Consider the following 9,154-nt stretch of genomic DNA (forward strand, 5'->3'; position numbering starts at 1 on the left):
GGCGGTGTACCAGTCGCCAGATGTATTGGCTGACACACCGCCTTCGCGAGCAAGCCCGCTCCCACAGGGGTTATGCGTCGTTCATCGAGACTGTGTGCAGTCCAGCGCCTGATCCACGACCACCTTCGCCATCTCTACCAAATGCATCACTGCGCGCTGCTGCACATTCATTGATTCTGCCGATGAGTGCGCTGTCTCCACCGCGCAATGCAGCAAATCTGCCGCATGGGCGAGGGCGTCTTCGAAGCTCAGGTTGTCATTCAGGATGAAATTGGGCGCATCCGGGGCGGAGGCTTTGAGGTAGTAGTCGATGGCTCGGCGGTGGAGCAGGGCGTCTTCGCTGAGGAAGCTGGGTGGATCTGGGGTTACTTTAATCATGATGTAGCCTCTCCGTCAGGTAAGAAGCTGCAACCGTTCGCTTGCACACGAATTTAGGGTGGCAGCAGTACGCGGGTGTGCAAGACCGTGACGGTGTCCGGTAGATCCGAAGATCTCCCGCGTACAGCTGCCATAACGAACTAACGCCTGCAGTAAAAAGCAGGCGTTGGGAGCTAAGGCTGTTGCGTATTGCCGTCGTCGGACTTGCACGTCCGATCACCGAATATTCGATGACTGGGCGAGACTATCTACCTGATCCGACGTAAACAAGGCCGTGGAATTCTCTAGGAAACATCCCTCAAATGAAAGAGATCGGTCTTGCTGGCCATTGATAATTCAGCACTTTGAGGCCCGGCTCTGAATTGTCAGTAGGCTTAATCCTCTAGTTGCCTAAGACCCTTCTGTTCATCGTTCCCACGCAGAGCGTGGGAACGATCGGTGTCAGCCACCATTTTTCCCATTGCCCTCCAACTGCGCCAGCGGCACCCGCCGTTCTATCGCACTCGACAAGATGATCGACGTCTTGCTGAACCCGAACTTCGCCACCCGGTTAATCAAGTTTTCCAGCTCCGGCATCGAACCCACCGCCGCTTGCATAATCACGCACGGGTCGCCCGTCACCCGATGGCATTCCGTCAGCTCGGGAATTTCCGCCAGGGCGTCGTAAACCTTCTGGCTGCCGTGGTTGGTCAACCGCAGTTCAATCACACACTGGATCGGCAAACCGACTTTGGACAGGTCCACCTTGGCCTGATACCCGGTAATCACCCCGCTGGCCTCCAATTTGGCCACGCGCTCAGCCACGGCCGGTGCCGAGAGGTTCACCGTGCGCGCCAGTTGCGCGTAGGACGCACGGCCGTCTTCGAGCAGGGCGCTGAGGAGCATGCGGTCGTATTTGTCCATGATAAGGCTCCAGTCACGCGTGGCTTTCGAAAGCATGGGTTATAGCCCTCATAACCATGCTTTGAAAAGTGTATGGGCGGTTTAAACAGGTTTTGTAACTTATGTTTATAGGCCTGCCTTTTTAGAATAAGCATCCCATCTCCTGCCATAGAGCCACCCAATGCCTGGCCCAAGTCGCTTTCCCTTACCGTTGATCGCCGCCTTTTTTGCGTTGTATGTGATTTGGGGTTCCACCTACCTGGTGATCCGCATCGGCGTGGAGTACTGGCCGCCGCTGATGCTCGGCGGGATTCGCTTCTTGGCGGCGGGGGCGGTGATGTATGGCTATTTGCGCTGGCGCGGGGTGCCGGCGCCGACGTGGGAGCAGTGGAAGGCGTGCGCGAAGATCGGCATTTTGCTGCTGACCTTCGGCAACGGCGCGGTGACGTTGGCCGAGCATTCCGGGGTGTCGTCCGGCGTGGCCGCGCTGGCGGTGGCGACGGTGCCGTTGTTTACCTTGCTCTGTGGGTATTTCTGGGGCGCACGTAATACCCGTCTGGAATGGGCCGGTGTGATTTTGGGGATCGCCGGCATTGCCATGCTCAACATGGGCAGCACCTTGCAATCGAGCCCGATGGGCGCCGCGTTGCTGCTGTTTGCCGCCGCTTCGTGGGCGTTCGGTTCGGTGTGGAGCCGTCGCTTGCCGTTGCCCCTGGGCGCCATGGCCAGTGCGGCGGAGATGCTGGTGGCGGGCGTAACGCTGCTGATCGGCAGCGCGCTGACCGGTGAACGCTTGAACGCCATGCCGCCGCTGGAAGGCTGGCTGGCCCTGGCCTACCTGGCTGTGTTCGGTTCGATCATCGCCTTCAACGCCTATATGTACCTGCTTAAACACGTGCGTCCGGCAGCGGCGACCAGTTACGCCTATGTGAACCCGGCGGTGGCGGTGTTGCTCGGGATCGTATTCGTCGGCGAAACCATCGGCATGGAAGAAGCCCTGGCGATGCTGGTGATTATCAGCGCGGTCTTGCTTATCAGCCTGCCCCAGTGGCGCAAGCCCAAGCCCGAAATAAGGTAAACTGCGGCGCATTGCGTGCTTGCGCTGAATTTTCCTACGGTAACTACATGACTTTCGCCTCCCTTGGCCTGATCGAACCCTTGCTGCGCGCCCTTGAGACGCTTGGCTACCAGACCCCGACGCCGGTGCAGGCGCAAGCCATTCCGGCGGTGTTGGCCGGTCGCGACCTGATGGCCGCGGCCCAGACCGGCACCGGCAAGACCGCCGGTTTCGCCTTGCCGTTGCTGCAACTGCTGACCCTGGAAGGGCCGAAAGTCGCCGCCAACTCGGCACGTGCGCTGATCCTGTGCCCGACCCGCGAGCTGGCCGAGCAGGTTCACGCCAGCGTCGCCGAGTACGCGCAAAACCTGCCGCTGACCACTTATGCGGTATACGGCGGCGTCAGCATCAACCCGCAGATGATGAAGCTGCGCAAGGGCGTCGATATCCTGGTCGCCACCCCTGGCCGCCTGATCGACCTGTTCCGCCAGAACGCGCTGAAGCTCAATCAGCTGCAAACCCTGGTGCTGGACGAAGCCGACCGCATGCTCGACCTGGGCTTCTCGGAAGAGCTGGCGAACATCTACCGCATGCTGCCGAAAAAGCGCCAGACCCTGCTGTTCTCCGCGACGTTCTCCGATGACATCCGCCTGCTCGCCGGGCAGATGCTCAACGACCCGCTGAGCATCGAAGTCAGCCCGCGCAACGTCGCCGCCAACACCGTGAAACAGTGGGTGGTGCCGGTGGACAAGAAGCGCAAGCCGGAGCTGTTTGTGCACCTGATGCGCAAAGGCCGCTGGAAGCAGGTGCTGGTGTTCGCCAAGACCCGTAACGGTGTGGATGCGCTGGTGGACAAGTTGCAGGGCCTGGGCATCAACGCCGACGGCATCCATGGCGACAAACCCCAAGCCACCCGCCAGCGTGCGCTGGACCGCTTCAAGTCGAGCGACGTGCAGATCCTGGTGGCCACCGACGTGGCGGCCCGTGGCCTGGATATCGAAGACCTGCCGCTGGTGGTCAACTTCGACCTGCCGATCGTGGCCGAGGACTACATCCACCGCATCGGCCGAACCGGCCGTGCGGGCAACACCGGTGAGGCCATTTCCCTGGTGTGTGCCGATGAAGTGAACATGCTGTCGGCCATCGAGATGCTCACGCGTCAGACGTTGACCCGCAAGATGGAGCAGGACTTCGAACCCGAACACCGCGTGCCGGACACCGATGCCAGCGGGCAGGTGGTGAAGAAGCCGAAAAAACCGAAGAAGCCAAAGGCGTCGGGTGGTGGCGGCAAGCGCAATCTGGGCAAGTGGGTGGACAGCGGGGAAGTGGCGCCGTCGGAGCCTTCGATCAAGCCGGTGCGCAAGGTGCCGGTGTTCAATACCGGGCCGCGCAAGAAGAAGTAAGTAACGATTAGGGCACAGGGTGGGCGGCGCAATGCCGCTCATTTGGATACAGGTCACGATTAAGCTGTTTACGATTTATAGGTTGCCAATGGCACCGGCCGCTCTATGTGTGGGCGTACTTGGTGATGGTGTTTCGCCTAGAGGGCTGGAACTCAATCGCGTAGCTAACCACTTATTACCTGGTCAGATAGATGGCAGGTATTGAATGGGAGGTTAGTATGATCGAGGCTACATTTGGACTCGCCATTGCGGCGGCGGCAGGGATTGTTCATGCAAAAATTGAAGCCGACAAGAAAGATCAACGCGAAGAGAATAGAGTCAATCATCAGCCGTTAGCGGCACAAATGAAAAACGCATACGCAGCCTATGAGGGGCATCTGGGGAACGGTGACTCTGGCCCGGCAATTGTGGCCCTCAGGAACTATATTGCGTTGCTTAAAAAAGTTGTACCGCCACAGCCCGATCAAGAGGAAAAGTTTGGAAAGGCTTTGGAGGATTTGGTTTTTAAAAGTCAAGAAAGAGCCATGCTTCTTAGTCGTGCCTTCAAAGCCAATGATGCGCGCCTGGAAGACGAGGACCCTTTTGCACGTCACGCTGCGCATCTCGAATACATAGAAAAGCTGAAGTCTATCCTCCCTGAAGACGATGCTTTCTTGATTAAGGAAATATCAGATTTCGATCGGGCCTATCCGGCAATCTCAATACACGATTAAGCTCTGATGTATAGGGTCTAGAGCTGCCGCGCACGTGCCGGGCCGCGTGCTTTGGCCGTGCGCGGAAACATTGTGGTTCGATCGCATCAGGCTGGTTTGGAACAACCCATACAAGTCGCTCTTTGGATTACTGAGTTTAATTCTTGCCGGCGGTTGTTGAGTTTATTTGTCCTGCAACATGTGGCGGGCGCCTGGGGCGCTCTGCCCCAGCCACTCGAGTACTCCACGCCCAGCCATCCGCCCGCTGGCAAAACACCCCGTCAACAAATACCCGCCCGTCGGCGCTTCCCAGTCCAGCATCTCCCCCGCACAAAACACCCCCGGCAATTGCTTGAGCATCAAGCGCTCATCCAGCGCTTCGAACGGTACGCCGCCGGCGGTGCTGATGGCTTCATCCATTGGCCGGGTTTTCACGAGCGTCAGCGGCAAAGCCTTGATGTCCACAGCCAGGCGCGCCGGGTCGTTGAAGTGCTCAGCTGGCGCCAACTCCCGCAATAGGGCTGCTTTCACGCCATCCAGCCCCAACTGGCTGTGCAAATGCTTGCTCATCGAACGCGAGCCACGGGGCTTGGCCAGCGCGGCTTGAATCTTGTCCACAGGCTTGCTCGGCAACAGGTCGATATGCACAGTGGCCGAACCGGTCTGGTTGATCGCCTCGCGAATCGGCGCAGACAGCGCGTAGATCAGGCTGCCCTCGATACCGGTGGCGGTGATGACGCACTCGCCGAGCCGAGGTTTGTCGTCACCCAAGCCGATGGCGACGTTTTTCAACGGTGCGCCTGCGAATTTGCTGACCATCAACTCGCTCCAGGCCGACACCTCGAAGCCGCAGTTGCTGGGTTGCAACGGCACATTGCGCACGCCTTTGTCTTCCAGCACCTTGAGCCAGGCACCGTCGGAACCCAGGCGCGACCAACTGCCGCCACCGAGGGCCAGCAGCACCGCGTCGCTGTGGACAGTTTTTTCGCCTTCGGGACTGTGGATAAGTAAATCACCGCTGGCATTCCAGCCCGTCCAGCGATGGCGGGTGTGGATAACCACGCCCTGGTCCCGCAGGCGCTTGAGCCAAGCACGCAGCAGCGGCGCGGCTTTCATATCGGTAGGAAATACCCGGCCGGAGGTGCCGACGAAGGTTTCGATACCCAGCCCATGTATCCATTCGCACAACGCCTCGGCACCAAACCCACGCAGCAACGGCGCCATGTGTGGTGCGCGTTCGGCATAGCGCGACAGGAACGCCGGGTAAGCCTCGGAATGGGTGATGTTCATGCCGCCGACGCCGGCCAGCAGGAATTTTCGCCCCACGGATGGCATGCCGTCATACAGGTCCACGCGCAGCCCCGCCTGGCTCAAGACTTCGGCGGCCATCAGCCCGGCAGGGCCGCCGCCGATGATGGTGACGTGTTGAGGTGGGGTCTGGGGCATGGCAAGGGCTACGGTCGAATAAACAGGGTGAGCATTCTACCCGACGACAACGCAAACGACTGATCAAAAAACGTACAGCTTCCTACAAGCTATACAGTTACTGGCTCACAGCGCCTTACGCTCAAGTTATCCACAGGCCGTTCCACAGGCATTGTGGGTAACACCCACACGTCAATGACAACCTGATGACGCCCACACCCGTTGCGCGCTGTGGTGCAGGATGCCGTGGCGCCGCGCCAGGGCAGGGCGGTCCTTGCTGTAGCCGCCGCCGATCACGCCCATCACCGGGATGTCGCGGCCCAGGCAGTGGCGCATCACGCTTTCATCACGGGCGGCGACGCCTTGGTCTGTCAGCTTGAGGTAACCGAGGGCGTCGTCCTTGTGCACATCGACGCCGGCGTCGTATAGCACCAGGTCGGGCTGGTAGAGCGGCAGCAGGTAGTTGAGCGCGTCGTCCACCACCTTGAGGTAATCGGCGTCGCCCATGCCCATGGGCAGCGGGATGTCCCAGTCGCTCTGGGCCTTGCGTGCGGGGAAGTTTTTTTCGCAGTGCAGCGACACGGTGATGGCGTCCGGCGTGTCGTGGAGGATGCGTGCGGTGCCATCACCCTGGTGCACGTCGCAGTCGAAGATCAGTACGCGGTTGACCCGGCCGCTGGCCAGCAGGTAATGGCTGATTACCGCCAGGTCATTGAAGATGCAGAAGCCGGCCGGGTAATCGTAGTGGGCGTGGTGGGTGCCGCCGGCGAGGTGGCAGGCGAGGCCGTGTTCCAGCGCCTGTTCGGCGGCGAGGATCGAACCGCCGACCGCACGCACGGTGCGCCGGGCCAGGGCTTCGTTCCACGGCAGGCCGAGGCGGCGCTGGTCTTCGCGGGACAGTTCGCCGCCCATGTAGCGTGCGATGTAGCCGGGGTCATGGGCCAGGGCCAGGATCTCGGGTGGGCACAGTTGCGGACGCAGCAGTTGGCTGTCCTCGGTCAGCCCGCTGGACACGAGGTGGTCACGCAACAGGCGGAACTTGTCCATGGGGAAGCGGTGGTCCGCCGGGAACTCGGGGCTGTAGTCGTCGTGGTAGATCAGTGGCAAAGGCATGGGATTTTCTGATGGGAACCTGCGACGGATCTTACCCGCGTTGTACACTCACGCACATCGCAAGGGAGGGGACCCATGGAGCCGATACTCGAACTGGAAAGTGCACGGCTGGTGCTGCGCCAATGGCGCGACAGCGACCTGCCGGAGTTTGCGCGCATGTGCGCCGACGCCCAGGTGATGCGCTACTTCCCGGCCAAGTTGAGCCACCTGGAAAGCGCCGCGCTGATCGGGCGGATTCGCGGCCACTTCGCCGAATACGGTTTTGGCCTGTGGGCCTTGCAACGCAAGGATACAGGCGAGTTCATCGGCCTCACCGGGCTGCTGAATGTCAGCTTTGACGCGGCATTCACCCCGGCGGTCGAGATCGGCTGGCGCCTGGCCCGCGAGCATTGGGGCCTGGGTTACGCGAGCGAGGCGGCTTGGACCGCATTGCGCGCGGGATTCGATCGCTTGCAACTGGATGAAATCGTCGCCTTCACCACCGAAGCCAACATGCCCTCACAAAAAGTCATGCAGGCCATCGGTATGCATTACGATCCCCAGGCAGATTTTGCACACCCCAAGGTCGCAGCCGATGACCCGCTGCGCCATCATGTGTTGTACCGCATCACCCGCGCCCAATGGTTGGACACGCTGCACGGATAAGCAGCCCGGAATGCCCCATAGATTGTAGGAGTTGCTCTATGAGCCAAGTATTGGAAGATCTGGTGGACCTGCTGACCCTGGAGCCGATCGAGGAAAACCTCTTTCGCGGCCGCAGCCAGGACCTGGGTTTTCGCCAACTGTTCGGCGGCCAGGTGCTCGGCCAGTCGCTGTCGGCGGCCAGCCAGACCGTAGAAGAAGCGCGGCACGTGCACTCCCTGCATGGTTATTTCCTGCGCCCCGGCGATGCAAAGTTGCCGGTGGTGTATTCGGTGGACCGTGTGCGCGATGGCGGCAGCTTCAGCACGCGCCGCGTCACCGCGATCCAGAAGGGCCACCCGATCTTCACCTGCAGCGCCTCGTTTCAGTACGACGAAGAAGGCTTCTCGCACCAGAGCACCATGCCCGTGGTGGTCGGCCCGGAAAACCTGCCGTCGGAGCTGGAGCTGACCCAGCAACGCGCGCACCTGATCCCCGAGCACATGCGCGACAAGCTGCTGTGCCCCAAGCCCATCGAAGTGCGCCCGGTGACCGAAAAAGACCCGTTCAACCCGCAGCCGTCCGACCCGGTCAAGTACGTGTGGTTTCGTGCCGATGGCGCTTTGGCCGACACGCCGGCACTGCATAAATACCTGCTGGCCTACGCGTCGGATTTCGGTTTGCTGACCACCTCGCTGCTGCCCCATGGCAAGACCGTATGGCAGAAAGACATGCAGGTCGCCAGCCTCGACCACGCGCTGTGGTTCCACGCCGACCTGCGTGCCGACGACTGGTTGCTGTACGCCATGGACAGCCCGTGGGCCGGCAATTCCCGTGGGTTCTCCCGGGGCAGCGTGTACAACCGCGCCGGGCAACTGGTGGCGTCGGTGACCCAGGAAGGCTTGATCCGCCATCGCAAGGATTGGGCATGAGCCTGTCAGACGTTAAACACTGGGTATTCGACATGGACGGCACCCTCACGGTGGCCGTGCATGATTTTGCGGCGATTCGCGAGGTGCTGGAGATTCCGCCTGAGGACGACATCCTCACCCACCTGGCCGCGTTGCCCAAGGAGGTTGCGGTGGCCAAGCATGCGTGGCTGCTGGAGCATGAGCGCGAGCTGGCGCTGGGTTCGGTGGCCGCAGAGGGCGCCGTGGAGTTGGTGCGTGAGCTGGCCGGGCGTGGTTATCGTCTGGGCATCCTGACCCGCAATGCGCGGGAATTGGCCCACATCACCCTGCAAGCGATTGGTTTGGCGGACTGCTTTGCGGTCGAAGATGTGCTGGGGCGTGATGATGCCAAGCCGAAGCCGGACCCTGATGGGTTGTTGAAACTGGCTGCAGCGTGGGACGTGGCGCCGGGCGAGATGGTGATGGTCGGGGATTACCGCTTTGACCTGGATTGCGGCCGGGCGGCGGGGACGCGCACGGTGTTGGTTAATTTGCCGGAGAACCCGTGGCCGGAGCTGGTGGATTGGCATGCCGAGGATTGCGCGGTGTTGCGCCGGATGATCTAGATCGGCCTCTGCAGATCAAATGTGGGAGCGGGCTTGCTCGCGAATGCGGTGGATCAGTCAGCATATT

At 61.0% G+C, this 9,154-nt stretch carries 10 protein-coding genes; 6 read left to right on the forward strand and 4 right to left on the reverse strand.

Going from position 1 to position 9,154, the window contains the following annotated elements; translation table 11 throughout:
• Positions 1-81: 81 nt before the first annotated feature.
• Together NUV89_RS24710 and NUV89_RS24715 are read right to left on the reverse strand one after the other, a co-directional pair.
• Positions 82-378: a DUF3077 domain-containing protein gene (locus NUV89_RS24710; RefSeq protein WP_257783379.1), complete on the reverse strand. Its 297-nt coding sequence runs from the start codon at positions 376-378 to the stop codon at positions 82-84.
• A gap of 441 nt (positions 379-819) precedes the next feature.
• Positions 820-1,281 (reverse strand): Lrp/AsnC family transcriptional regulator, encoded by a 462-nt coding sequence (locus tag NUV89_RS24715; protein ID WP_257783380.1) that lies wholly within the window; start codon positions 1,279-1,281, stop codon positions 820-822.
• A gap of 160 nt (positions 1,282-1,441) precedes the next feature.
• On the opposite strand from NUV89_RS24715, the gene yedA reads away from it, so the two are divergent.
• The 3 genes from yedA to NUV89_RS24730 all read left to right on the forward strand — a co-directional run bounded on the left by yedA (position 1,442) and on the right by NUV89_RS24730 (position 4,433).
• Complete coding sequence (yedA, locus tag NUV89_RS24720; RefSeq protein ID WP_257783381.1) at positions 1,442-2,338, forward strand: drug/metabolite exporter YedA; 897 nt, start codon at positions 1,442-1,444, stop codon at positions 2,336-2,338.
• Between the two features lie 47 nt (positions 2,339-2,385).
• The gene (locus NUV89_RS24725; RefSeq protein WP_257783382.1) at positions 2,386-3,720 is read left to right on the forward strand and encodes a DEAD/DEAH box helicase; all 1,335 of its coding nucleotides are present in this window, start codon (positions 2,386-2,388) and stop codon (positions 3,718-3,720) included.
• A 191-nt stretch (positions 3,721-3,911) separates the two neighbouring features.
• Entirely contained in the window at positions 3,912-4,433 is a 522-nt protein-coding gene (locus NUV89_RS24730) for a hypothetical protein (RefSeq protein WP_257783383.1), read from the forward strand.
• 162 nt (positions 4,434-4,595) lie between these two features.
• Here NUV89_RS24730 and NUV89_RS24735 read toward each other — a convergent pair whose 3' ends face one another.
• Positions 4,596-5,858, reverse strand: coding sequence for a TIGR03862 family flavoprotein (locus NUV89_RS24735; protein ID WP_257783384.1), 1,263 nt, complete (start codon positions 5,856-5,858; stop codon positions 4,596-4,598).
• A 171-nt stretch (positions 5,859-6,029) separates the two neighbouring features.
• On the reverse strand, positions 6,030-6,950 hold the full coding sequence (locus NUV89_RS24740; RefSeq protein ID WP_257783385.1) for a histone deacetylase: 921 nt from the start codon (positions 6,948-6,950) through the stop codon (positions 6,030-6,032).
• A gap of 75 nt (positions 6,951-7,025) precedes the next feature.
• Here NUV89_RS24740 and NUV89_RS24745 point away from each other — a divergent pair, with 75 nt between their 5' ends.
• Genes NUV89_RS24745 through NUV89_RS24755 form a run of 3 tightly spaced genes read left to right on the forward strand, consistent with a single transcriptional unit; the run spans position 7,026 to position 9,087 of the window.
• Positions 7,026-7,595: a GNAT family N-acetyltransferase gene (locus NUV89_RS24745; RefSeq protein WP_257783386.1), complete on the forward strand. Its 570-nt coding sequence runs from the start codon at positions 7,026-7,028 to the stop codon at positions 7,593-7,595.
• Positions 7,596-7,633: 38 nt separating this feature from the next.
• A complete protein-coding gene (gene tesB / locus NUV89_RS24750; protein WP_017737391.1) occupies positions 7,634-8,503 on the forward strand; it encodes an acyl-CoA thioesterase II in 870 nt (289 codons plus the stop codon).
• Positions 8,500-9,087 carry an HAD family hydrolase gene (locus NUV89_RS24755; RefSeq protein WP_257783387.1) on the forward strand — a complete coding sequence of 196 codons (588 nt, stop codon included), beginning with the start codon at positions 8,500-8,502 and terminating at the stop codon, positions 9,085-9,087. Before tesB ends, NUV89_RS24755 begins: the two co-directional genes overlap by 4 nt.
• Positions 9,088-9,154 lie beyond the last annotated feature (67 nt).

Origin of the sequence: Pseudomonas sp. 18.1.10 (assembly GCF_024655625.1) — a bacterium.
Lineage (GTDB): Bacteria > Pseudomonadota > Gammaproteobacteria > Pseudomonadales > Pseudomonadaceae > Aquipseudomonas.